General features: G+C 65.8%; 1 protein-coding gene. It reads left to right on the forward strand.

Annotation, left to right across the window (positions count from 1 at the left end):
* Positions 1-559: LysO family transporter (locus BN1127_RS10260; RefSeq protein WP_042649369.1), on the forward strand; the 559-nt coding region annotated here is incomplete at its 5' end.
* Positions 560-736 lie beyond the last annotated feature (177 nt).

Genomic DNA, 736 nt, shown 5'->3' on the forward strand with positions numbered 1-736 from the left:
GCTCGGCGGCGTGCTGCTGGGGCTGCTGGTGGACTTGCGCGCCCTGCCCATCGACAAGTGGAGCGAGTGGGCCCTGATGCTGCTGCTGCTGCTCATCGGCATCCAGATGCGCAACTCCGGCATGCGGCTGCGCCAGATCCTGCTCAACCCCTGGGGCATGAAGATAGCCGCCACCGTCATCCTCAGCAGCTGGCTCGGCAGCCTGCTGGCGGCCCAGTTGCTGGGGATGCCCTCTAGCCACGCCCTGGCGCTCGCCTCCAGCTTCGGCTGGTATTCGCTATCGGGCATACTGGTGGCCGACAAGCTGGGGCCAGTGCTCGGCTCCGCCGCCTTCATCAACGATCTGGGACGCGAGCTCATCGCCATCCTCATCATTCCGGTGCTGATGCGTCGCCACCCCTCTGCCGCCATCGGCTACGGCGGCGCCACCGCGCTGGACTTCACCCTGCCGGTCATCCAGAAATCCGGCGGCATCCAGGTGGTGCCGGTGGCCATCGTCTCGGGCTTTATCCTGAGCCTGCTCGGTCCCATCCTGATCCTGGGTTTCCTCGCTATCTGAGCCTGGATAAACCACCCAGGCGAAAAAAAGCCCGGCAGCAGTGCCGGGCTTGTTGTTGGTTCAGGGGCGCGCCATCTCTAGGTTCGCCACTGGCCGCCGCTCATCACCCTCTCGATGGCGAGGCTCCCCGGCGCTATCAGCAGCAGATCTGCATCCTGCCCCACCCCTATCACCCCC

The organism is Aeromonas media, assembly GCF_000819985.1.
Taxonomy (GTDB): Bacteria; Pseudomonadota; Gammaproteobacteria; order Enterobacterales; family Aeromonadaceae; genus Aeromonas; species Aeromonas media.